The 21841-nt window shown below is 60.5% G+C and carries 20 protein-coding genes, 1 tRNA gene and 1 pseudogene; 17 read left to right on the top strand and 5 right to left on the bottom strand.

All coding sequences use genetic code 11. From position 1 onward, the window contains the following. Window positions 1-37 precede the first annotated feature (37 nt). From NFI08_RS20145 to NFI08_RS20135, 3 genes are all read left to right on the top strand, one after another. On the top strand, window positions 38-1417 hold the full coding sequence (locus NFI08_RS20145; protein WP_349587653.1) for an IS1380 family transposase: 1380 nt from the start codon (window positions 38-40) through the stop codon (window positions 1415-1417). A gap of 222 nt (window positions 1418-1639) precedes the next feature. Further along, entirely contained in the window at window positions 1640-2950 is a 1311-nt protein-coding gene (locus tag NFI08_RS20140) for an AAA family ATPase (RefSeq protein WP_349591355.1), read from the top strand. A gap of 104 nt (window positions 2951-3054) precedes the next feature. Then, on the top strand, window positions 3055-4575 hold the full coding sequence (locus tag NFI08_RS20135; protein WP_349591354.1) for an SIR2 family protein: 1521 nt from the start codon (window positions 3055-3057) through the stop codon (window positions 4573-4575). 56 nt (window positions 4576-4631) lie between these two features. Here NFI08_RS20135 and NFI08_RS22920 read toward each other — a convergent pair. Continuing rightward, window positions 4632-4949, bottom strand: a pseudogene (locus tag NFI08_RS22920) (CcdB family protein). Then, window positions 4949-5194, bottom strand: a complete 246-nt coding sequence (locus tag NFI08_RS20130; RefSeq protein ID WP_349591353.1) for a type II toxin-antitoxin system CcdA family antitoxin — start codon at window positions 5192-5194, stop codon at window positions 4949-4951. The pseudogene NFI08_RS22920 and the gene NFI08_RS20130 overlap by 1 nt, the downstream one beginning before the upstream one ends. A 162-nt stretch (window positions 5195-5356) precedes the next feature. Between NFI08_RS20130 and NFI08_RS20125 the strand changes: the two genes are divergently transcribed. After that, window positions 5357-5554, top strand: a complete 198-nt coding sequence (locus NFI08_RS20125) for a hypothetical protein (protein WP_349591352.1) — start codon at window positions 5357-5359, stop codon at window positions 5552-5554. A 123-nt stretch (window positions 5555-5677) separates the two neighbouring features. On the opposite strand, the gene NFI08_RS20120 is transcribed toward NFI08_RS20125, so the two are convergent. Next, window positions 5678-7753 carry a carboxy terminal-processing peptidase gene (locus tag NFI08_RS20120; RefSeq protein ID WP_108448920.1) on the bottom strand — a complete coding sequence of 692 codons (2076 nt, stop codon included), beginning with the start codon at window positions 7751-7753 and terminating at the stop codon, window positions 5678-5680. 173 nt (window positions 7754-7926) lie between these two features. Here NFI08_RS20120 and NFI08_RS20115 point away from each other — a divergent pair, with 173 nt between their 5' ends. Continuing rightward, on the top strand, window positions 7927-9258 hold the full coding sequence (locus tag NFI08_RS20115) for a M18 family aminopeptidase (RefSeq protein WP_108448921.1): 1332 nt from the start codon (window positions 7927-7929) through the stop codon (window positions 9256-9258). A gap of 164 nt (window positions 9259-9422) precedes the next feature. On the opposite strand, the gene NFI08_RS20110 is transcribed toward NFI08_RS20115, so the two are convergent. Next, a tRNA-Met gene (locus NFI08_RS20110) sits at window positions 9423-9499 on the bottom strand. A 455-nt stretch (window positions 9500-9954) separates the two neighbouring features. Between NFI08_RS20110 and NFI08_RS20105 the strand changes: the two genes are divergently transcribed. The 3 genes from NFI08_RS20105 to cybH are packed head-to-tail and all read left to right on the top strand — an operon-like array spanning window position 9955 to window position 13657. Next, window positions 9955-11049 carry a hydrogenase small subunit gene (locus tag NFI08_RS20105; RefSeq protein ID WP_253029420.1) on the top strand — a complete coding sequence of 365 codons (1095 nt, stop codon included), beginning with the start codon at window positions 9955-9957 and terminating at the stop codon, window positions 11047-11049. Beyond that, complete coding sequence (locus NFI08_RS20100; RefSeq protein WP_349591351.1) at window positions 11049-12863, top strand: nickel-dependent hydrogenase large subunit; 1815 nt, start codon at window positions 11049-11051, stop codon at window positions 12861-12863. Before NFI08_RS20105 ends, NFI08_RS20100 begins: the two co-directional genes overlap by 1 nt. Before the next feature lie 17 nt (window positions 12864-12880). Continuing rightward, window positions 12881-13657: a Ni/Fe-hydrogenase, b-type cytochrome subunit gene (cybH, locus tag NFI08_RS20095; protein ID WP_349591350.1), complete on the top strand. Its 777-nt coding sequence runs from the start codon at window positions 12881-12883 to the stop codon at window positions 13655-13657. A 349-nt stretch (window positions 13658-14006) separates the two neighbouring features. On the opposite strand, the gene NFI08_RS20090 is transcribed toward cybH, so the two are convergent. Next, window positions 14007-14330 (bottom strand): hypothetical protein, encoded by a 324-nt coding sequence (locus tag NFI08_RS20090; protein WP_349591349.1) that lies wholly within the window; start codon window positions 14328-14330, stop codon window positions 14007-14009. Window positions 14331-14410: 80 nt separating this feature from the next. On the opposite strand from NFI08_RS20090, the gene NFI08_RS20085 reads away from it, so the two are divergent. From NFI08_RS20085 to NFI08_RS20045, 9 genes are all read left to right on the top strand, one after another. Further along, on the top strand, window positions 14411-15169 hold the full coding sequence (locus NFI08_RS20085) for a HyaD/HybD family hydrogenase maturation endopeptidase (protein WP_349591348.1): 759 nt from the start codon (window positions 14411-14413) through the stop codon (window positions 15167-15169). 7 nt (window positions 15170-15176) lie between these two features. Further along, window positions 15177-15506: a HypC/HybG/HupF family hydrogenase formation chaperone gene (locus tag NFI08_RS20080; protein ID WP_213229664.1), complete on the top strand. Its 330-nt coding sequence runs from the start codon at window positions 15177-15179 to the stop codon at window positions 15504-15506. A gap of 82 nt (window positions 15507-15588) precedes the next feature. Further along, window positions 15589-15999: a thioredoxin domain-containing protein gene (locus NFI08_RS20075; RefSeq protein WP_045994046.1), complete on the top strand. Its 411-nt coding sequence runs from the start codon at window positions 15589-15591 to the stop codon at window positions 15997-15999. Next, window positions 15996-16868, top strand: a complete 873-nt coding sequence (locus tag NFI08_RS20070) for a hydrogenase expression/formation protein (protein ID WP_349591347.1) — start codon at window positions 15996-15998, stop codon at window positions 16866-16868. Before NFI08_RS20075 ends, NFI08_RS20070 begins: the two co-directional genes overlap by 4 nt. Continuing rightward, a complete protein-coding gene (locus NFI08_RS20065) occupies window positions 16865-17851 on the top strand; it encodes a [NiFe]-hydrogenase assembly chaperone HybE (protein ID WP_349591346.1) in 987 nt (328 codons plus the stop codon). The genes NFI08_RS20070 and NFI08_RS20065 overlap by 4 nt, the downstream gene beginning before the upstream one ends. After that, window positions 17848-18933, top strand: coding sequence for a hypothetical protein (locus NFI08_RS20060; RefSeq protein ID WP_349591345.1), 1086 nt, complete (start codon window positions 17848-17850; stop codon window positions 18931-18933). The genes NFI08_RS20065 and NFI08_RS20060 overlap by 4 nt, the downstream gene beginning before the upstream one ends. Beyond that, on the top strand, window positions 18921-19262 hold the full coding sequence (gene hypA / locus NFI08_RS20055; RefSeq protein WP_349591344.1) for a hydrogenase maturation nickel metallochaperone HypA: 342 nt from the start codon (window positions 18921-18923) through the stop codon (window positions 19260-19262). Before NFI08_RS20060 ends, hypA begins: the two co-directional genes overlap by 13 nt. After that, window positions 19262-20260, top strand: a complete 999-nt coding sequence (gene hypB / locus NFI08_RS20050) for a hydrogenase nickel incorporation protein HypB (protein ID WP_502881143.1) — start codon at window positions 19262-19264, stop codon at window positions 20258-20260. Before hypA ends, hypB begins: the two co-directional genes overlap by 1 nt. Window positions 20261-20268: 8 nt before the next feature. Continuing rightward, entirely contained in the window at window positions 20269-21834 is a 1566-nt protein-coding gene (locus tag NFI08_RS20045; RefSeq protein WP_349591342.1) for a sigma-54 interaction domain-containing protein, read from the top strand. Window positions 21835-21841 lie beyond the last annotated feature (7 nt).

Below are 21841 nucleotides of genomic sequence, written 5' to 3'. Positions count from 1 at the left end.
GTTCCGCCAAGAACCTGATCAAAGAGAGCCATCCGCTATGGGTGAAAGACTATCCACCTGGATTCCCTCTTGCAACCGCTCGGTCCGTGTCGAGCTGAGCGGCCAACGAACCACGAGTGATAGCGGCGCGCTGTTGCTCCGCGAAGCCCTCGATCGCAGTGGCGTTATCGATGCGCTGGAAGACAATCTGGTTGACCCGCGCAATCCGCTACGTGTTCGTCACTCGCTGGCAAGCCAACTGCGAACCGTGATCTTGCAGCGTGCGATGGGGTGGATCGACCTTAGTGATACCGACACGCTCCGTCATGACCCGCTCTGGCAACTTGCCTGCAGTGATGCTCGCGGGCTGGCCCCGTTGGAGCAAGATCGGCCATCTCAAGCCACGCTGTCGCGCTTGCTGAACTGCCTCGGTCACAGCGACAACATCGATACCCTGCACGAAGGACTGATGCGATTGGTGGTTTGGCGTCTGGTCTCGCTGACCAAGGGCGACATCCCGAAGCAGTTGACCCTGGATGTCGATGGCTTGCCGATTGAGGTCCACGGCCACCAAGGGGGCTCAGCGTTTCACGGGCATTATCAGGCACGGATCTACTCACCGCTGATCGCTTCACTGGCCGAGACTGGCGACATGGTCGGCGGCCTACTGCGCGAAGGTAACGCCGGCCCAGCCGAGGATGCTGATACCTGGATACCACACCTGGTCAAGCGGCTTAGCGCGAGCACCGGAGCCCAGGTGCGGGTTCGCATCGACGCAGGCTTCACCGACAACGCAACACTGGAAGCCCTGGAAGATCGGGATATCGAGTACCTGGGCCGGCTGCGTAGCCACACGGGACTGCAGACGCTAGCAGAACCGTATTTGAAACGCCCGCGTGGCCGCCCGCCTGAACAACCTCGGGAGTGGTGTTATGACCTGTCCTATCAAGCCGGCTCATGGCCTGCGCCACGACGCGTGGTGCTGGTGGTGCAGGAACGTCCCGATGATCTGTTACTGCACGCCTTCTTCCTGGTCACCAACCTCGGCAAGGTCGAGTGGCCGGCCAAGAGGGTGCTGGCACTCTATCGCAAGCGTGGCAGCGCTGAGGCGCACATGGGCGAGTTGAAGTCGACACTGGACGTGCATCTGTCCTCGACCGATCGCGGCGCCTCGACGGTTCAACAGGTGATGGCCCGCAACACGGTGAATCTCTTGCTGAGCCTCTACGCCTATCAAGTCCTGCATGGGCTGCGACGGCTGCTGGAAAGCCAAACACATCAGGGGTGGAGCCTGGCGCAGATGCGTGAGCAGATCCTCAAGGTGGCGGCGACACTCTCGCTGCATGCCCGACGCGTCACAGTGCACCTTGGCGCCGCCGCCGACAAATGGTGGCCGACATTGCTAAGGGGGTTGCCACGGCTATCCGCACTGGTCTGAGACTGGTCATCATCACACTCTCATTCGTCGACAGAGCAGCCGTATCCGAAGCTGTCAGGCACGGCTACGCCGAAGCCAGATGATGATACAAAACTGCGATAAGGACGCCAACAGAAGGTCGATTTAGTTATAAGAAAACCGGCGACCATGCGGCCGCTCAACGGTAAAGAGGGCCGATGCCGAGATTTTCCGGCGCAGCAGGCTCATTCAGCACTCAGATGAATGAGGCGGGGTGATTTTTACGACGAATTCAAAAGCTGGTACAGTGAAGCCTTTACAGCATTAGAAAAAGCTATCACAGCCTTAAACGAAGAAATAACAGTGTGGCACACTGTACTGAAGGAAAAGATAGCCAATCCGCTTGAAACTGGTTTAACAGTTGAGGTTATCAGTGAATCATCCGTGAAAGCGTTTAACGATGCTATGACCGCTATTGGTGCGGCTGTTGATAAGCACAATCATAAGTCAGGAAATTTCAAAGAAGAAACTGACAAAGCCAAAAAGAAACTTGAACTTCACTACGCAACTACTGAAGTGAAATCATTCGGGTATCACGATAAGAAAAAAGAAGTCGCTGATCGAACAGCCGCAAATGGAACGCTAAAAACAACAATTAACGCTAGAAACACAGAAATCCGAACACTTGAAGATTCACTATCAAATGAAGGCGTGGGCGCTGACCAATTTAATGAATCACTTCATAGGTTTCTTGGGCGCAGTGAATTAACCCTTCGATTCAATCCGGTTAAAAAAGGATATGAAATACTTCGGAACGATTTGGAAAAAGTTGACGGAAATTTAAGTGAAGGCGAAAAGACCGCTATTGCTTTCGTCTACTTCATAACCAAGTTGAGAGAAAATGACAACAATGTTGAAGATACAATTGTTGTTGTAGATGACCCAATTTCAAGTTTCGACTCCAATCACCTTTTTCATGCTTATTCTTTTATGAAGGTAAACTGTGAAAAAGCGAAGCAACTTTTTGTTCTTACCCACAACTTCACCTTCTTCAAGTTGGTTCGTGATTGGATTTCACGGAAGAATAAACGTAGCAATCAGAATACTGCAAACTTCTATGTTGTTAAGACAAACAACGAAGTGCCACGGGCTTCAACTTATACAGACGCCGAACCAGCATTAACCTTATATAACTCAGAGTATCATTACATTTTTTCACGGCTGCATTCGTTAAGAAATCAACAGACGCTTGAAACGGACGATCATTTTCTTGCAGCCAATTTATCCCGAAAACTACTTGAATCCTTCTTGTCCTTCAAATTTCCAAAGAACCGGGGAAACTTCGCCAACTTGTTTAATGCAGCTATATCAGAAAGTAAGAATCCGGAAGACGAAAGGAAGGAAAAGATTAGAAAGTTTATCAATGAATATTCACATAACGACCTTATTGAAACCAATGATGACTTTGTTGAAAATCTGATTGGTGAAGGCGTTTCAGTAATTTCAGATATTTTTGACTGGATAAATGAACTGGACGAAAAGCACTATCAAGAAATGATGGATGTCGTGTCATGAGTAAGAATGCTTATAACAAGGCGCTGCTATCGGACAATTTTTCCGCTGCGCTCCCAAATTGCCCCAGAGCGCGGCGTTAGTTTTCTAGGAAGGACGCGAATTACATGATAATTGATGATATTATTGCTAGTATTGACGAAGGAGGACCAAAAAGCTACTACTCCTTTGAAACTTTCGTCCAGCATTTGTTAAAGCATCATATTGAGAGTCAAGAAAAGGAACTGTTGATTGCAACTGACTCGATGAAGTATGGAGATGCGTTTGCCCCTGATGGATTTGATCAGTTTGTTGGCCCAACTTTAATAGAAGTAAAATTTAATCTAGCTAGACTGCCTGTAAAGAGTTTTATAGAGAGGTCGATATACAGGCTTCTGAATGAATATACCGAGAATAATTTTAAGAACGTTCTCATCGTCTCTGCCAAGCCAATATCAGAAAAATTTTTAATTCGTGTGGAAGATGAATTAAGTCGAAATAACCTGCCTTTTGAAGTAACTTTTTGGGGGCCTGCAGATCTAAATAAGGTCGCCTTTAAGAATAGGAGGGTAGTTAACAAAATATCAAGTAACCTTTTTTCCTTGAGATTGTCTTCAGCTATATCCAAGCCTATTAGAGATTGGAAGCATGAGAGAGAAGAAATAGTTGAAAACCTTAAAATCTGTTATAAAAAAGGTCAGTTCTCATTGTTTCTAGGTGCAGGTGTGTCAAGTAGTGCCGGGATGCCTGATTGGAATACATTGCTGAATTCATTGTTTGTTACTTATCTTACACAAGAGTTTGATGATGATGTTGCAATGGGAGATAAGGATATTGATGATCTCGTTAGGAGACTGAATAGTATTGATGAGCCTTCATCTTTAATGGCGGCTAGATACCTCCGAAAAGGGCTGTCGAAGGGGGATGGTGAAGCAAAAGAATTTATAGAAGCAGTAACAAAAAATCTCTACAAGCTCAGAAATAATAATCTTGCAATAGATTCGGAGTTAATTAAGTCAATTGCCTCTATGTGTTTGCCGAGACGTACAGGAGCGAAGGTGAAATCAGTTGTTACTTACAATTTCGATGACCTCCTCGAAAGGCAGTTAAGTAACAATGCAATCTTACATAGGTGCATTTATACAGATAATGAAAGTTATGACCCTGATGAGCTTCCTGTCTACCATGTCCATGGTTTCTTGCCGGAAGATAGGAAAGCTTATGATGGATTGGATAACTCAACCTTGGTTTTTTCGGAAGAGGGATATCATCAAATTTATTCAGATTCATACCATTGGTCAAATCTAGTACAACTTAACTCTTTTAGGGAAAGCAATTGCCTTATGGTTGGCTTATCAATGACCGATCCGAATTTGAGGCGGTTGCTCGATATATCTTCGAAAAATATTGAACGAAGTAAACATTTTGCGTTTATGAAAAGACTTTCTTCCAGTGATTTTTGTTATGAGGATAAAAATGGGGGGAAATTAAAAGTCATACAAAATACGGACGCTTCTGATAAATTTTTAGAGCGCCATCATACGCTTAACGAGGAGCTTATGAAGGAGCTGGGAGTTACAGTTATATGGTATGAAACGTATGACGATATCCCGGAAATAATTCGAGCTGTAACTAAACACGAAAACTAACAAGGCATTGCAGCAGGCAAGCAGCTGAATGCGGCGTTAGATACCTATATCCAACACTATAACCCGACTATTGCGAAGTCGAGTGCGGCGACCATTTCATCTCGCGTGTTCTCTAGAGTCCCGATGGGCGTTTTTAAAACGCTGGCAGGCAATGATGCGATTTGTGGGATAAGGATCAACAGTTCTTCGCGGTCGAGAGTCACTGTTGGAGTTAGGCGGGTCAGTTTTTCTCCTTAGTGGAATGATACTCGTCCAAGGGGCACCACAATTCGGGTGGCCAACGCCGAGAGGGTATCGCTCTGTATGTCTAGAAGGTAGGGGTACATCCTTTTCGTCGACGCGCTGGGGTTAGCGTACACGTCGAACTGGGGCATTAGAATGTCCTGTACTCTTCGGCGAAGCACCCATGCTCAGCAATAGCATCGTTGTAGGCTTTGATAGCGTTGCTGTTTTCCCTCTGCCATTGTTCGGCTTTGCTCTCGGCGAGCTTTTTCTCCAGAGCTTTCTCTGACATAGCCGAGAGATTGACGTTCAGGCGCCTAGTCTCTTTACTCAAATCACTGTTGGTGCTGAGGTTTTTGGCTTTTTTAAGAGCTCTCTGATCAGATCGCCTTCGCATCGTCCTGCCTCCTTTTTCGGTACCACCATCAATATGGTTAGCCGCATGGGCGTTGGCAACGTCTGTAGTGAGGTTGGCTTGGAGAGGGGCACTTCAGTTGCGCTCAGAAACCGCATCTGCCCATTCTCTTGATTGTGCTCTGACAAACAAGGCGGGACGAAGGTGAGAACCCTACTCTGGTGTATTGCGGTGCTCTTGCTCGTGTTGATGCTGCTGAGCGGTGCTGGGTTCTTGCATGGCTCGCTGGAGCTGTTTCCGACCGAGGAGCAGCAGCGTCAGGTTCGCTGGGTCTATGGGGCGGCGTTTGTGGGCTTCGCCTTGCTGGAACTCCTGGTCGCGATGTGGCTTTGGAGGGAGTGATGAGTGAGAAGGGCTGTTCGCCGTTAGGCTGGCGATGACTGAGTTCAGACCACGTCCATAAAAAAGCCGGGGCTCGATGCCCCGGCTTTTTCATTTTGCTTGCGGCGATACGTTTTTTGCCGCTTAGCCTTTTACCGCGTACTGCCAGCTCGGGCCGAGTTCGGCGAAGTCGAGCAGGATTTCCGCTGACTCCTCGACCTCGGCGCGGTCGACGGGCTGTTCCTCTTCGGTCTCTTCGTCGGCGAGGTCGGTGTCGTCGCCGCTTTCGCGGGCGTCGCCCCATTCCTCGAGGATGTCGAGGCCGAGGGCTTCGCGGCGCTCGTTTTCCAGTGCCAGCATTTCGGCGTCCTGGGCGTCGGCTTCACGCTGACGCTGCTCGCGATTCAGGCTGACGCTGGTGTGCTGCTCGCGCAGGCGGCTCGCCAGCTCTGCCCGCTGTTCCAGGTAGTGGAAGTTGGGGTGCTCGTCGGCACGCTGCTGGTGGCGGGCGCGCAGGTCCTTCAGGTACTGGCGCGGGGTGCCGTAGCTGCGGTACTGGACGTCGCGCACGGTGTCCCAGGGCAGGGCGTTGTCCAGCGCGCTCTCGCCGATGATCTCGGGGTCGAGCAGGCTCGGGTACATGATGTCCGGCTTCACGCCGCGGTTCTGAGTGCTCTCGCCAGAGATGCGGTAGAACTTGGCGCGGGTCAGCTTGATCTGGCCGTAGCTCAGGTCGTTGAGGGTCTGCACCGTGCCCTTGCCGAAGGTGTTGGAGCCGACGATCAGGCCGCGACCGTAGTCCTGGATGGCACCGGCGAAGATCTCCGAGGCCGAGGCGGACAGGCGGTTGACCAGCACCACCAGCGGGCCGTCATACAGGGTGCCGCTGTCGGTGTCGCCGTAGAGGCTGATGCGGCCACGGGCGTCACGTACCTGCACGGTGGGGCCACGGTCGATGAACAGGCCGATCATCGAGTTGGCTTCCTGCAGCGCGCCGCCGCCGTTGTTGCGCAGGTCCAGCACGATGCCCTCGACGCCTTCGGCCTTGAGCTTCTCGACCTCGGCGGCGACGTCACGGGTGGTGGAGCGGTAGTTTTCCTCGCCGGCCTGCCAGGCGTCGAAGTCGACGTAGAAGGCGGGCACCTCGATCACGCCGACCTTGTGCACGCCGTCTTCGCGCTGGATCTCGATGACCTCGCTGCTGGCCGCTTGATCCTCGAGCTTGACGGTGTCACGGGTAATGTCGACCACGGTGGAGCGGGTCATGTCCACGGCTTCACCGGGCACTACCTCGAGGCGTACCTCTGAGCCCTTGGGCCCACGAATCAGTTCGACCACGTCGTCCAGGCGCATGCCGACCACGTTGACGATGTCTTCGCCTTCCTGGCCGACGCCGATGATGCGGTCGGCGGGCTTGAGCGCGCCGTCCTTCTCGGCCGGGCCACCGGGCACCAGACTCGCGACCTTGACGTACTCGCCGTCGGCCTGGAGCAGGGCACCGATGCCCTCGAGCGAGAGGCGCATCTGGATGTCGAAGGACTCACCCTGGCGCGGCGACAGGTATTCGGTGTGGGGGTCCACGGTGCCGGTGGCGGCGGCCATGATCAGCCCGAACACGTCCTCGGCGTTGGTCTGCTCGAGGCGATGCTTCTGGGTCTCGTAGCGCTCGCGCAGGGTGTCGATGACCTCGTCGTCTTCCTGGCCGCTGATCGACAGCGTCAGGGCGGCGTTGGCCAGGCGCTTGCGCCACAAGTCGTCGAGGCTCGCCTGGGAGGCGGCCCAGGCGGCGTCCTCGCGGTCGAGTTCGAGGCGGCCTTCGCCGTTGAAGCTCATGTCGAGGTGGTCGATCTCGTCGAGCATCCACGTAAGGCGCGCCTCGGCACGATCGTGGTAGCGCTCGTAGAGGTCGTAGGCCCGCTCCAGGGAGCCTTCGAGCATTGCCTCGTCCATGCCGGTACGCAGATCAGCGAACTCATCCACGTCGTCCTGCACGAAGTAGGCACGCTGGCCGTCCAGCACGTCCAGATAACGCTGGAAGGCGCGGTTGGACCATTGGTCGTCCAGCCTCACGTCCGCGTAGTGGCCGTAGCGTAGTGATTCGGCCACCTCCATGGCCGCCTGACGCTGGTCGTCGCCGGGCGTGGGAGTAGCCAGCGCCGTAGGGGCCGCGATCAGCAGGGACAGCGCCAGGGCGCGACCCGCAGACTCAATCAGGCTCATCAATGAAGCACTCCAGGATTCGTGTACACTCGTCGGTCTGACACCGACTCGGTCGGCGGGTCCCTTGGACCGGATTCGCATTGTAGCAGCTTGATGTCAATCCTTGACCCTTGCCGTTGTGCGACATTTAGGGTCAATCCTTGAACCACACTATCATGCAACAGAGGACGCCCATGTCACAGGAGTGCTTGCCAAAGGATGATGCCGGATGCGCCAAAAGGCTCAGTCGGCTGCTTGAGTTTCTTCACCGGTCCCCCAGCCCTTGGCACGCCACCGCGAACATGGCTCAGCGGCTCGAGGACGCCGGCTACCGTCGTCTGTTGGAGACCGATAGCTGGGATTTGGTTCCCGGTGACCGCTTCTACGTGACCCGCAACGATTCTTCGATTATCGCTGTCAACCTGCCGAAGGGCCAGCCGGTCACCAGTCTGCGCATGGTCGGCGCCCATACCGACAGCCCCAATCTCAGGCTGAAGACCCACGCCGGCCAGACCTCGGCGGGCTGGCTGCAGCTTGGCGTGCAGGTCTACGGCGGGGCACTGCTCGCGCCCTGGTTCGACCGTGACCTGGGCCTGGCCGGGCGTCTGCATGTCCGTCACGCCGATGGTCGCGTCGAGGGCGTGCTGCTCAACGTCGCCGAGGCCATCGCCATCATCCCGAGCCTGGCCATCCACCTGGATCGAGAAGCCAACGACGGCAAGGCGATGAATGCCCAGACTCAGATGGCGCCGGTGGTGCTGCAGGGCGGCAAGGACGACGACCTCGATCGCCTGCTGCTGGCCTGGCTGGAGCAGGAGCACGGTCTGACCGGGGTGAAGGTGCTGGACTTCGAGCTGGGCTTCTATGACCTGCAGCCGCCGTCGCTGGTGGGCGTGGGCAAGGAACTGATCGCCAGCGCCCGCCTGGACAACCTGCTGTCCTGCTTTATTGGCCTGGAAGCGATGCTCGACGCCGACGGCGAACAGGGCATGGTGCTGGTCGCCAATGACCACGAAGAGGTGGGTAGCGCCAGCGCCTGTGGCGCCCAGGGTCCGTTCCTCGCCGACGTGCTCAAGCGGGTGAATGGCCAGGTGGGCGAGGGCACTGAGGAAGGCTATATCCGCCTGATCCAGTCCTCGCGGATGATCTCCTGCGACAACGCCCACGCGCTGCACCCGAACTTCAAGGACAAGCACGACGCCCAGCACGGCCCGAGCCTCAACGCAGGCCCGGTGATCAAGACCAACGCCAACCAGCGCTACGCCACCAACAGCGCCACGGCGGCGATGTTCCGTGATCTGTGCGAGAAGGTAGAGGTGCCGGTGCAGACCTTTATTACCCGGGCGGACATGGGCTGCGGCAGCACCATCGGCCCCATCACCGCAACGGAGCTTGGCGTGCCGACGCTGGACGTGGGGGTGCCCCAGTGGGCGATGCACTCGATCCGCGAGACCGCCGGCAGCCAGGACGTGGAACACCTGACTCGGGCACTGACGGCCTTCTTCAACAGCGCCGAACTGGTGTAGGTCCAGCGCTCGCAGCGCTTGCTGAAAGACTGAAACGACGATAACAGAGCGCCTGGCGGGCAACCGCCAGGCGCTCTGTTTTTTCTGCGTCGGTGTTGAATCGTTACATTGGAAGGCGCAACGAAAAGGCCCGTCGATCGATGATCGACGGGCCTTTCGGTATCTGGTGGCTACGCCCTGACTCGAACAGGGGACCCCATCATTATGAGTGATGTGCTCTAACCAACTGAGCTACGTAGCCTTTGGATGGCGCCGTATTCTACGGATTCGCTGCTTGTTGTCAAGCACTTGGGTTATGGCAATGGCGCCGGTGACGGCCTTGGTGATGGCCCCGATGACGGCTCTGCTAGTGGCCCGGGGCGGCCAGGGCGACGCCAGCGCAGCGCGCTGGAAAGTCGGCTACCACCTGTGTGCCGTGTAGCGCGAGTTCTGTGCTGGCGTGACGGAGACCGCTGGAAAGGGCGCTACCGCCATGTGGTGGTCAAGCGCGCCAAGTGTTTGAAAAGACGTCCTCCCCGCAATCTGGCACGGGCCTTGCCCCGTATATAAGGGAAACAACAACAGGCGATCTGGATGGCCTGGCGTACAAGCCTCTAGTCGGCTTCTGGCCTTGGCCGTAACGAGGGCAGGTCGCCTCCAGATCAGGGGATCACGCCGGTGGCGAGATCCAGGACCACGACAGGGGAGTCGTTGCCGATGGAGCCCATCGAAACCTTCTACGACGTGATGCGGCGACAGGGGGTCACGCGTCGCTCATTTCTGAAGTTCTGTTCACTCACGGCGGCGGCGCTGGGACTGGGGCCTGCCTACACCGCCAAGATCGCCCACGCCATGGAGACCAAGCCGCGCACGCCGGTGATCTGGGTGCACGGGCTCGAGTGCACCTGCTGTTCGGAGTCGTTCATCCGTTCGGCCCACCCGCTGGTCAAGGACGTGGTGCTGTCGATGATCTCGCTGGACTACGACGACACCCTGATGGCGGCGGCGGGGCATCAGGCCGAGGCCGCCCTGGCCGACACCATCGAGCGCTACAAGGGCAACTACATCCTGGCGGTGGAGGGCAACCCGCCGCTCAATGAGGACGGCATGTTCTGCATCGTCGGCGGGCGGCCCTTCGTCGACCAGCTGCGCGAGACCGCCGAGCACGCCAAGGCGGTGATCTCCTGGGGCTCTTGCGCGAGCCACGGCTGTGTCCAGGCGGCGCGCCCCAACCCCACCCGGGCGACTCCGGTGCACAAGGTCATCACCGACAAGCCGATCATCAAGGTACCGGGCTGCCCGCCCATCGCCGAGGTCATGACCGGGGTCATCACCTATATGCTGACCTTCGACCGGCTGCCGGAGCTCGACCGTACCGGCCGGCCCAAGATGTTCTATTCCCAGCGCATCCACGACAAGTGCTACCGCCGGCCGCACTTCGACGCCGGCCAGTTCGTCGAGTCCTTCGATGACGAGGGCGCCCGTCGCGGCTACTGCCTGTACAAGGTGGGCTGCAAGGGCCCGACCACCTACAACGCCTGTTCGACCATCCGCTGGAACGAGGGGGTGAGCTTCCCGATCCAGGCCGGCCACGGCTGTATCGGCTGCTCCGAAGACGGCTTCTGGGACAAGGGGTCCTGGTACGCCCGGCTGCAGGACGTGCACCAGTTCGGCATCGAGGCCAACGCCGACCAGATCGGCGGCGTTGTGGCCACCGGGGTGGGCGGTGCGGTGGCGGTCCACGCCGCCGTCAGCGCCTTGAAACGGGCGCAGGTCAAGCGCCAGTCGTCAGCCAACAGGGAGGAAGCCTGATGACGCAGATCAACACCCCTAACGGGTTCAATCTGGACAGAAGCGGACGGCGTATCGTCGTCGACCCGGTGACCCGCATCGAGGGGCATATGCGCTGCGAGGTCAACGTGGATGACAACAACATCATCCGCAACGCGGTGTCCACCGGCACCATGTGGCGCGGGCTCGAGGTCATCCTCAAGGGCCGTGACCCGCGCGACGCCTGGGCCTTTGTCGAGCGCATCTGCGGCGTCTGCACCGGCTGTCATGCGCTGGCGTCGGTGCGCGCGGTGGAGGACGCTCTCGACATCCGCATCCCGCGCAACGCCCACCTGATCCGCGAGATGATGGCCAAGGTGCTGCAGTGGCATGACCACGTGGTGCACTTCTACCACCTGCACGCGCTGGACTGGGTCAACCCGGTCAATGCGCTGAGGGCCGACCCGCGGGCGACCTCGCAACTGCAGCAGTTGACCGGCCCCAACCATCCGCTGTCGTCGCCGGGCTATTTTCGCGACGTCCAGAATCGCCTGAAGACCTTTATCGAGTCGGGGCAGCTTGGGCTTTTCAAGAACGGCTACTGGGACAATCCCGCCTATCGGCTGTCGCCGGAGGCGGACCTGATGGCGACCGCTCACTATCTCGAGGCGCTGGACCTGCAGAAGGAGATCGTCAAGGTCCACACCGTGTTCGGCGGCAAGAACCCCCACCCCAACTACATGGTCGGCGGGGTGCCCTGTGCCATCAATATCGACGGCGACCTGGCGGCCGGGGCGCCGCTCAACATGGAGCGGCTCAACTTCGTGCGCGCGCGCATGGAGGAAGCCTTCGCCTTCTCCAGGAACGTCTATATTCCCGACGTCATCGCCATCGCCAGCTTCTACGAGGGCTGGTTGTACGGCGGGGGACTGTCCGCCACCAACGTGATGGACTACGGCGACTACTCCAAGGTCAACTACGACAAGTCCACCGACCAGCTCAAGGGCGGCGCCATCCTCGGCGGCAACTGGAACGAGATCCACGAGGTGGACCCCACCGACCCCGAACAGATCCAGGAGTTCGTGGCCCACTCCTGGTACCGCTACGCCGACGAGTCCCGTGGCCTGCACCCCTGGGACGGCGAGACCGAACACCACTACGAACTGGGCCAGGGCACCGTCGGCACCCGCACCCGGATCGAGGAGATCGACGAGGCCGCCAAGTACTCCTGGATCAAGTCGCCACGCTGGCGTGGCCACGCCATGGAGGTGGGGCCGCTGTCGCGCTACATCCTCAACTACGCCCAGGGCAATGACTTCGTGATCGACCAGGTGGACTCGTCGCTGGCCGCCCTCAATCAGCTCGCCGGCACCCGCCTGACACCGAAGCAGGCGCTGCCGACCACCATCGGCCGTACCCTGGCCCGCGCCCTGGAAGCTCACTACTGCGCGTCCATGATGCTCGATGACTGGCATGAGCTGATCGCCAACATCCGCGCCGGCGACCTGGCCACCGCCAATATCGAGAAGTGGGACCCGGCGTCCTGGCCTCAGGAGGCACGCGGTGTCGGCATGGTCGCCGCACCACGGGGCATGAACGGCCACTGGATCCGCATCAAGGACGGCAAGATCGAGAACTACCAGTGCATCGTGCCGACCACCTGGAACGGCAGCCCACGGGACCCGGAGGGCAACATCGGTGCCTTCGAGGCGTCACTGCTGAATACGCCCATGGAGCGGCCGGACGAGCCGGTGGAGATCCTGCGCACGCTGCATTCCTTCGATCCGTGCCTGGCCTGTTCCACCCACGTGATGAGCGAAGACGGTGAAGAGCTGTCTCGCGTCACCGTCAGATAGCCGGGGGAGGGTGTCCCATGTCCCATGACTCGAAAGCGTCACCTGCTGCAACGGCCAGCCCGGAGGACCCTCAGGCTGGCAAGCTCGGCCCCGGGGAGGAACGGGTGCTGCCTTCCTCGGTCAAGCAGACGTCTGTCTACGTCTACGAGGCGCCACTGCGGCTGTGGCACTGGACCAACGCGGCGGCCATCCTGGTACTGATCGTCACCGGCTACTTTATCGGCAAGCCGCTGCCGACGGTGTCAGGTGAGGCCAGCGATCACTTCGTGATGGGCTATATCCGCTTTGCCCACTTTACTGCGGGCTACATCCTGGCGATCGGTTTTCTGTTTCGCTTCTACTGGTCGCTGGTCGGCAATCACCACGCTAAGCAGTTGTTTCGCTTGCCGTTGCACCGTCGTGACTGGTGGCGTGAGGTGTGGTTCGAGCTTCGCTGGTACCTGTTTCTGGAGAAGCGCCCGCGCAAGTACGTGGGCCACAACCCCCTGGCACAGTTGGCGATGTTCATCTTCATCACCCTCGGCACCCTGTTCATGATCGTGACCGGAATGGCGCTCTACGCCGAAGGTGCCCTGCGCGGCAGTTGGCAGGACACGCTGTTCGGCTGGGTCATCCCGCTGGTGGGCCAGAGCCTGGACGTGCATACCCTGCATCGTCTCGGCATGTGGGTGATGATCACCTTCATCATCATCCATGTGTACGTGGCGATACGCGAGGACATCATGTCCCGCCAGAGCATCGTCTCGACAATGATCTCAGGGGAGCGCACCTTCAAGGACGACGACCCTTTGTAGTGAGTTGTCGTTGCTCGCCGTGACTTGGCATAGCTCGCAGTTGTTCGCAGTTGCTCGTTAGCCCTGCCGTTGAAGGGCGTAAGCGCTGACCGTTGGCGCCGGAGGCTTCACCGAGAATGTCGGGTGAGGTCTCCGGCGCTTTTAGTTTGCGTTCAGGGAGGGTGGCAAGGCGTGTGCATAGGTCGGTGGGAGAGGTGTCATGGTCGAGCATTAATCAGGTAATTATGAGTCATTTTTTGAAACGTTGTTGCCCGGTGTTTTATGAGAAAGATTTTCTTTGAATCGGCGGTTATTGGACTTTTGTAGGGTTATATACCATGTGTGTGTGCCGAAACGATGGGCATGTTTTTTATTGAAAGGTGGCGGCGTTATTCTGCGCAAATGGTCGAGATTTTTTCGGGTCATCGTGGATATGTGCATGTAAGTGGCTGCTGTAGTGTGAAAAATCGCTTTCGCATATGCCATGGGTGGCGAAGGTGGAAGCGTTTTCGGCAGTTTTTTTGGCGGCCTGTTTTTCAGCGTCTTGTTTTTCGGTGCCTTGTTTGTCGTTGTCTTGTTTTTCGGCGTCTTTTTTTCGGTGAGCAAGGCGCTTCGTCGCTAGCCTTTGGCTTTGATGCTGGATCTTGATGTTTTTATAGCGAATGCATCCAGGAATCAGGCGAAGAAAGAACAAGGAAAGAACGAAGAACGAGACGCAGGATAAAGCCAACTAAAGTAGCGCAGGCAGATATTCGGCGCAGCGAAGGAGCCGGCATGAAGACGGATGATCACGAGGCGACGCCATCGATTCTGGTGCTGGGTATCGGCAATGTGCTGTGGGCCGACGAGGGTTTCGGAGTCCGTGCGGTGGAGGCGCTCCACCAGCGCTATACGTTTGCCGAGACGGTGACCGTGATGGACGGCGGCACCCAGGGACTCTACCTGCTGCCCTACGTGCAGTCCTGTGAGTGTCTGCTGGTCATCGATGCCATCGACTACGGCCTTGCCCCGGGCAGTGTGCATGTGGTGCGCGATGACGCGGTGCCGAGCTTCATGGGTGCCAAGAAGATGTCGCTGCACCAGACCGGCTTTCAGGAGGTGCTGGCGGCGGCGCAGCTGCTCGGCTGGCAGCCACAGCGGGTGATGCTGGTCGGTGTTCAGCCCTCGGTGCTGGACGATTATGGCGGCTCGCTGCGACCGGAGATCGCCGCGCGAATCGACGAGGTGATCCGCCTGGTGGTCGATGAGCTGGCGTCCTGGGGCGCCAGGCCTGAGCTTCGCTCTCAACAGAGCCCCGGACACGGCTCTCAACACAGCCCCGATCACCAGACTCCTGCCACCGAACTGGCGCCTTCGGCGCTCGCCCTTCACCACTACGAAAACATGCGTCCTTCACCACGTGATGCCTGCCGTGTGGGTGATCCGCGCTTTCTGGCGAGGGACCTTGGCCATCCTGACGGGGCGCACGGCGACCCGTCTCGCGAGGCGGGAAGCGAGCGGGATGGTGTAGCCGACAGCGTTGCGAAGGAGTAGCCGCGATATGTGCATTGGCATTCCCATGCGAGTGCTTGAGGCCAGCGGGACGCTCGCCATCTGTGTCAGCGACGGGGCAGAGGATCGACAAGAGGTCGATATTTCCCTGGTCGAGGCGGTGAGCCCCGGCGATTGGCTGCTGGTATTTCTGGGAGCGGCGCGCCGGGTGCTGGAGGCCGATGAGGCGCTGCGCATCAGCGATGCGTTAAGGGCCATGGCCATGGCGGCCGAGGGAGGGACGGTCGAGACGGGACTGTTTGCAGACCTGGAGCAGGGCGAACCCCGCCTGCCGCCGCATCTGGAGGCGGCGCGCAAGGCGGGTGCCTCCACTGGCTGAGTACGCCACGGGTGACAACGCAAGCGGGTGATCGACAACACAAGTGAGTGAGCGACAAGTGAGCGACAAGGGAGTCACGCCAATGACGGGGCCATTGCACCGGCTGATCAATGAACTGGACTATCCCTGCCTCGCCGGGGAGGAACTGGCGGCCTTCGTGACGGGGCCAGGCGCCCGGGTGCTGTTTCTCAGTGGCGATCCGGCCACCAACCTCGAGACCAACGATGTGGCTGCCATTCTGCCGGAGCTGGTCAAGGCCTTCCCGGGGCGCTTCAAGCCCGCGGTGGTAGATCGCGCGGAAGAAGACGCCACCCGCGAACGCTTTCAGGTGTGGCCGGTGCCTTCACTGCTGTTTTTCCAGGACGGGCGGATGACCGGTGTGATCTCGAAGGTGCGCGACTGGGACGACTACCTGGGCGAGATCCACGCCATTCTGCAAGGGACGTCTGCCAGCGCCAATATCATCGCTCGCGACGGGAGTGTTCGAACATGACCCAGGGATTCATGCCGTCATCGCCGGGTATCGGGCCTGGCAGCCAGCCCGAGGAGGCGGTGCTCGATTACCTGCCGATGCCATCGGGAATGAGCACCTTTCAGCCGAGCTTTCCCGAGGTGGAAGACCCCGAGCGCATCCGGCCGGCGCTGGATGCCCTCAGCGCTCTGGCCGACAGGGCCGCCCAGTGGACGCCGGAGGGCGGCAATCTGGTGGTCGAGCTGCCGTCGCTCGATGCCGAGAATCGCAAGGCGCTGGCCGATGCACTCGGCGAGGGTGAGGTCGCGATCAAGGTGGGTGGCACTGGTACCGGTGCTGGCGCCGTCGAGATTCAGGAGTCGGTCTTCGCCGGTCTGTGGCGGGTGACGTCCCGTGATGTGGATCACGCCTCGGGCAGTGTGCAGGAACATATCGAGATCGGCGTGGTGCCCCTGGCGGTGGGGCAATGCCGCCAGCAGCGCATCTTCTGCCCGCCGGAGGCCGGCCAGGGTGTGGTCAACGGGCCCTTTATCGTCTCGGAGCTGATCGAGCGCTGCGAGGAGCGTGTCCCGGGTGGCGAGCTCTGTTCCAACAATGAGCCTTATGCCATCAACCTGTCGCTGTTGCCCCATACCCCGGAGGATCTGGCCTATCTGGACGAGGCGCTGGGTCGGGGCGAGGTCACCATCCTGTCGCGGGGCTACGGCAACTGTCGTATCGACAGCACTGCCCTCGATCATGTCTGGCGGGTGCGCTACTTCAATTCCCAGGACTCGCTGATTCTGGACGTCATCGAAGTCTCCGATGTGCCCGAGGTGGCCTGCGCGGCGGCCGAAGACATCGCCGATTCGGTGATTCGACTCAAGCAGGTAGTGGAGGCGATGGCGTGACGGCACGATTCGAAGGTTCGTTTCTCGGAGACCTGGCGCGCCTGGACGACGCCGCCCGTCTCGAGTGCAAGATCTGCTGGTACTGCTATGACCCGGCCGTCGGTGACGCCGTTCGTCAGGTTGAGCCGGGGACGCCGTTCTCGGCGCTGCCCCAGGACTGGCGCTGCCCCCAGTGCGACGGTGAGCGCAACCAGTTTATGGTGCTGGATGATCGGCAGGGCGTTGGGGGAGCGGCCGCCGCGCCCGCCGCACTCGCCACACCCGCCGAGGCTTCGACGGCCGATATGGGCGCCGTCAAGCGACTGGTCGAGACCTTTCGCGAGATCCAGACCACCGGCATGAAGGATTCCCCCTTCAACAATCTGTCGCTGCACGTCGAGGCGGTGGGGTTTATCCCCTGGGAGGGCGGGCTGCTGGGCATCCTTGTCGCGCCCTGGCTGATGAATCTGGTGGTGATCCCAGGTCCCGATGACGACGCCCAGCGCCTGCGTCCCGGCGACAAGCGGGTCTACTCCTTTGCCTCCGGCGACTACGAATTCATCTTCAATACCCGGGTGCCGGTGGGAGCCTTCCTGGCCTGTTCGCTGTTTTCCGATATGAGCGAGTTTGCAAGCCAGGCCTACGCCACCGAGGTGGCGCGCGCCGCCATGGAGGCGCTGTTCGATCCGGCCCACCGTGCCGAGACGGATCGCCACGCCGATATCGCCGCGCTGAGCGTGGCCGGGGAGGAGGGTATCGCCGGGGCAGATGCTGACGCTGACGCTGTGGCTAAAAGCACCGCGGCGCCCTCGGCCGCCCCCGAACTCCTGGGCAGCGATGGCGAAGCTGGCGTAAGCCAGTGGTCGCCCCCGGCGCCTGGGCTCGAGTCTCGGCGAGACTTCCTGACCGGGCGCACGTCGAGCACCGCTGCCGGCACCAAAGCCGTCTCCAGCAGCGGAGCGTCCTTGGATTCTGCGTCAGGGGACGAGGACGAGTCGTCATGATGCCGACGCTGATCATCAGTCACGGCCACAACCCCGGGGGCGAGCCCGGGTTTCGCGTGAGTCAGCGAGGACGGATGCCGACCCAGTGGCTGATCGATCGAAATCGTCACGAGGCGATGACCATGGTGGGGTGTCTGTACAACCTGTGCGCCGCCGCCCAGAGCGCCGCGGCGGCCAAGGCCATGGACCTGCCGCTTGCCCCTGACTGCCACCGTCATATCCAGCTCGAGACCCTGCGCGAGCATGGCCTGGTCATGCTGCGGGACTGGCCGGGGGTGCTGGGCATGGCGATGGACGCCGACTCCCTGAAGGGGCTGGCGGGGCTTTCGCTGAGCACGCTGGAGGTGCTGGAGGCGCGGGTGTTCGCCGGGCCGGCCGAGCGCGCACTGGAGGATATCGAGGCGTGGCTTGAGCGAGCGGCGAGTCGGCCCGCCGAGGTGCTGCGCCAGGTCGCCCACTGGCCGCGGGAGTTCGGGCGAATCGCGGTGGCGGACGACCCTACCTTTGTGGGGCGCGTGGGCGGGCATGCGTCGCTAGGCGGCGTCATCGCGAGGGATGGTTGGAGTCTGTATGCGCGGATGCTGGCGCGGCTGGTGGAGGTGGCGCAGTTGATAGTTGCGCTGCGCGCCGGCGCTGGCAACTGCCCTGCTGGGGAAAGCTGCGATGCCGGCAAGCCACGCTGCGGGCGCGCCGCCGATGGCAGTGGCTGGGCCGAGGCCGCCAGGGGACGCCTGGTGCATCGGGTGGCGTGCCGGGACGACCGGGTCGTCGACTACCACATCATCACCCCGACCGACGCCATGCTCGACGATGCTGTCGGCCCCGATGGCGAGCGGCAACGGGGTTTTCTTTCTCGCCTGCTGGAATCCGCCCACGGCCAGGGCGAGTGCCATGGCTACAGTCATGGCCTCAGTGATGGCGACAACCAGGCCCGGCAGCGGGTGGCGATGGCGCTGAGCTGTGCCGATCCCTGTCTGCCGGTGGTGTGGCAGGAGTCGAGTGAAGCGCTGTGCCAGGAGCCTTCGCAGGCACCATGCCGGAAGGCAGGGCCGCCCAAGGGGAGGTCATCATGCACGAATTGAGCCTGTGTCAGAGCATCGTCGAACTGATCGAGGAGCAGGCCAGTGTCCAGGTGTTCGAGAAGGTGACCCGGGTGTGTCTCGAGATAGGGGCCTTGTCCTGCGTCGAGCCCGAGGCCCTGGCGTTCGGTTTCGATCTATCCACCCGTGGCTCCGTCGCCGAAGGGGCGACGCTGGACATCGTCAACATACCGGCCACGGCCTGGTGTTTCGGTTGCAATCGCACGGTGGATATTGCCCAGCGTGGCGACGATTGCCCCCTGTGTTCCAGCGCCCGTCTGCACGTGACCGGCGGAGAGGAACTTCGCGTCAAGGAACTGGAGGTTGTCTGATGTGTACCGTCTGCGGATGCGCCGAAAGCGGTGACCAGAGTCACGCCCATCATCACGAGCACGAGCATGCTCATCCCCACGAGCACGCTCACTCCCATGCTCACCCCCACACTCACTCCCATGCTCACCCTCATTCGCACGAGCACGACCACGCCCACTCTCATGAGCATGTGCACGCCCATGTTCATTCCCATGACCACGGGGACCTCCCTGGCGCTGCCGAGCCGGACGCCTCGCCGCATCTGGACTGTGGCGCAGGACCGGCCGGTGTTGAGGTGGCGGGAATGTCGCAGCGCCGTCTGGTGGAGATCGAGACCAACATCCTGGCCCGCAATGACGCCATCGCCGAGGGCAATCGGCGGCGCCTCGAGGCCGACGGCGTGCTGGCGCTGAATCTGGTGTCGAGCCCGGGTTCCGGCAAGACCACGCTGCTGGTGGATACCATTCGTCGGCTCGGCGCCGAGGGGGTGGCGGTGATCGAGGGCGACCAGCAGACCGCCAATGACGCCCGACGCATTCGCGAGACAGGGGTGCCGGCGCTGCAGGTCAATACCGGCAAGGGCTGCCATCTCGACGCCTCCATGGTCGAACGGGCGCTGCCTCAGGTAAGCCCGCCCGGGCTTGGCCTGTTGTTTATCGAGAATGTGGGCAATCTGGTGTGTCCGGCGGGCTTCGATCTGGGCGAGGACGCCAAGGTGGTGATCCTGTCGGTGACCGAAGGCGAGGACAAGCCGCTCAAGTATCCACACATGTTCGCCGCCGCCTCGCTGATGCTGCTGAGCAAGGTCGATCTGGCACCCCATGTCGACTTCGACATGGACGCCTGCGAAGCCTACGCCCGTCGGATCAATCCCGAACTCGAGATCCTGCGGCTGTCGGCCACCAGCGGTGAGGGCATGGACGCCTGGCTCGACTGGATCGACGCCCGCCGTGAGGCGCTCAGGCAGCGCGCCTTGAACCGGGCGCGTCAGCACCTCGCCATGCTCGAGCAGCGCTAGGGGTCGCCATGTCCACCTTGGTCGAGGGTCCGCTGTTCGATGGAAGGGGTGTTGCCTCCGAGTCGCTGCCCAGTGTGCTGGTGGTCGGTGTCGCCAGCGAGCGAATCGGCTCGCTCGAGGGCGTCATGCAAGGGCGCCTGGAGCGCCTGAGGGCGACGCACTGGGAAGAGGCTCGGGCGCTGCTGGTGTCCGAGTGGGTCGGGCTGGTGATTGTCGAGCTTGCACCTGAGGGCGACGCCGCCAGGGGCACGGGGCTGTCCCCTGACGGTGGCTGGGCCAGGGAACTGGCCCATCGCTGGCCCGAGGTGCAGTGTCTGGTGATCGCCGATCATGGGCCCACTTCGGTCGGTGACTGGCCCGAGGCGTTTCACCTGCTTTGTCGCCGCAGTCCGGTTGAGGTGGTGGCGCGAACCATCGACGTCGCCCTGCGTCAGTACCAGCTCGAGCGGGAGTGTCGGCGGCTGCGCGCGGAGCGTGCCCTGTACCAGCCGACCGTTCAGGCGCGGCTGGCGGCCCACCGCCGGCGGATGCGCGAGGCGGGGGGCTTCGAGACGATCATCCGGGCGCCGGGGTCACCGCTGGAGCCGCTGTGCGACATGGCGGCGCGCATCGCCGGCTTCGACGTGCCGGTACTGGTGACAGGAGAGAGCGGCACCGGCAAGGAGTTGATGGCCCGGGCGATCCACGCCAGCAGCCTGCGCTCGGAGATGCCTTTCTACGCCCTGGACTGCGGCGCGGTAACCGATGAACTGCTGGAGAGCGAGCTGTTCGGCCACTGCAAGGGGGCCTTCACCGGGGCGAGTTCAAGCCGCGTAGGACTGCTGGAGCGGGCCCACGAGGGCACCCTGCTGCTGGACGAGATCGGTGATACCTCCAGTGCCTTTCAGCTGCGCCTGTTGCGCTTTCTGCAGGAGGGGGAGGTGCGCCCGGTGGGTTCCAACGAGGTGCGCCAGTTGGACGTCCGGGTCATCGCCGCGACCAACCGGGATCTGATGGCCGAGGTGGCGGCGGGACGCTTTCGTGAGGACCTCTACCATCGCCTGACGGTGGCCCCGGTGGAGCTGCCGCCGCTGCGCGAGCGCGCCTGTGATATCGCGGCCCTGGCCGAAGTCCTGCTGGCGCGGATCGCTTCCCGCCATGGGGTCCGGGTCGGCGGCTTCACCGAGGAGGCGATCGCGTGTCTGTGCGCCTACACCTGGCCTGGCAATGTGCGCGAGCTGGAAAACCAGATCACCCGCATGGTGATGCTGGCGACCGGCGAGAAGCTTGGCGTCGAACTGCTGGCACCGCACCTGCGAACCGATGAATGGCGTCAGGCGCCAGTCGAGCGGCGCCAGGACCTGCCTGAGCCGCCGAAAGCGAATACGACAGCCGATCCGGTCGAGGACGACGAGGACGCCGGCACCCTGCGCGAGCGGGTCGAGCGCCTGGAGGCGAGCTGCCTGGCCCGGGCGCTCGAGCGTCATGGCGGCAACAAGTCGCGTACCGCCAGTGAACTGGGGCTATCGCGCATCGGCCTGAGGGCCAAGCTGCAACGCTACGGGATCGGTGAGGCGGCCGGCGACCCCGAATAGGCCGAGA

The sequence above is a fragment of the Halomonas sp. EF61 genome (genome assembly GCF_040147045.1).
Taxonomy (GTDB): domain Bacteria; phylum Pseudomonadota; class Gammaproteobacteria; order Pseudomonadales; family Halomonadaceae; genus Halomonas; species Halomonas litopenaei.
Note: the sequence above shows the minus strand (reverse complement) of the source record. Positions and strands in the feature narration are given on the sequence as shown.

Excerpts from the sequence above, each read along its gene's own strand:
- cybH (WP_349591350.1), top strand. The coding sequence starts at position 12,881 with ATGTCCCATGACTCGAAAGCGTCACCTGCTGCAACGGCCAGCCCGGAG.
- NFI08_RS20080 (WP_213229664.1), top strand. The coding sequence starts at position 15,177 with ATGTGCATTGGCATTCCCATGCGAGTGCTTGAGGCCAGCGGGACGCTC.
- NFI08_RS20045 (WP_349591342.1), top strand. The coding sequence starts at position 20,269 with ATGTCCACCTTGGTCGAGGGTCCGCTGTTCGATGGAAGGGGTGTTGCC.
- NFI08_RS20145 (WP_349587653.1), top strand. The coding sequence starts at position 38 with ATGGGTGAAAGACTATCCACCTGGATTCCCTCTTGCAACCGCTCGGTC.
- NFI08_RS20060 (WP_349591345.1), top strand. The coding sequence starts at position 17,848 with ATGATGCCGACGCTGATCATCAGTCACGGCCACAACCCCGGGGGCGAG.
- NFI08_RS20130 (WP_349591353.1), bottom strand. The coding sequence starts at position 5,194 with ATGCGAAGGCGATCTGATCAGAGAGCTCTTAAAAAAGCCAAAAACCTC.
- NFI08_RS20100 (WP_349591351.1), top strand. The coding sequence starts at position 11,049 with ATGACGCAGATCAACACCCCTAACGGGTTCAATCTGGACAGAAGCGGA.
- NFI08_RS20135 (WP_349591354.1), top strand. The coding sequence starts at position 3,055 with ATGATAATTGATGATATTATTGCTAGTATTGACGAAGGAGGACCAAAA.
- hypB (WP_502881143.1), top strand. The coding sequence starts at position 19,262 with ATGTGTACCGTCTGCGGATGCGCCGAAAGCGGTGACCAGAGTCACGCC.
- hypA (WP_349591344.1), top strand. The coding sequence starts at position 18,921 with ATGCACGAATTGAGCCTGTGTCAGAGCATCGTCGAACTGATCGAGGAG.
- NFI08_RS20105 (WP_253029420.1), top strand. The coding sequence starts at position 9,955 with ATGGAGCCCATCGAAACCTTCTACGACGTGATGCGGCGACAGGGGGTC.
- NFI08_RS20115 (WP_108448921.1), top strand. The coding sequence starts at position 7,927 with ATGTCACAGGAGTGCTTGCCAAAGGATGATGCCGGATGCGCCAAAAGG.
- NFI08_RS20075 (WP_045994046.1), top strand. The coding sequence starts at position 15,589 with ATGACGGGGCCATTGCACCGGCTGATCAATGAACTGGACTATCCCTGC.
- NFI08_RS20085 (WP_349591348.1), top strand. The coding sequence starts at position 14,411 with ATGAAGACGGATGATCACGAGGCGACGCCATCGATTCTGGTGCTGGGT.
- NFI08_RS20140 (WP_349591355.1), top strand. The coding sequence starts at position 1,640 with ATGAGGCGGGGTGATTTTTACGACGAATTCAAAAGCTGGTACAGTGAA.
- NFI08_RS20070 (WP_349591347.1), top strand. The coding sequence starts at position 15,996 with ATGACCCAGGGATTCATGCCGTCATCGCCGGGTATCGGGCCTGGCAGC.
- NFI08_RS20120 (WP_108448920.1), bottom strand. The coding sequence starts at position 7,753 with ATGAGCCTGATTGAGTCTGCGGGTCGCGCCCTGGCGCTGTCCCTGCTG.